This window comes from Streptococcus mitis (assembly GCF_001579035.1).
Taxonomy (GTDB): domain Bacteria; phylum Bacillota; class Bacilli; order Lactobacillales; family Streptococcaceae; genus Streptococcus; species Streptococcus mitis_J.
This window is the reverse complement of sequence record NZ_KQ970354.1, coordinates 1-263: the sequence shown is the minus strand read 5'-3', so window position 1 is coordinate 263 and position 263 is coordinate 1. Positions and strand designations below refer to the sequence as shown.

1 pseudogene is annotated in these 263 nt (G+C 27.0%); it reads right to left on the bottom strand.

Features of this window, described 5'->3' with window-relative positions:
• Positions 1-263: pseudogene (locus tag SMIDD26_RS11030) on the bottom strand (hypothetical protein); the annotation flags it as partial.

Sequence of the window (263 nt, the reverse complement as noted above, 5' to 3'; positions counted from 1 at the left end):
ACTTCTTCAAAAGAAACTTTTTCTCCGTTAATAGTTTCTGTGAAGTCATCTTCATCAAATTCAAAATCTTCTTTCTCTTCATCAAAATCAATGCTATAGGTAAAATCTATTTCAATTTTAGAGTTTGGAATTTCTAATTTAGAAAGTGGACGTTTTTTGATATCTTCTAAATTTATCTCATCACAGAACATAGGATTGTATCCATATTTAGCTTCATCATAGAGTAAAATTTCTTTTCCTGTATGTATATATTTTGCTACTAT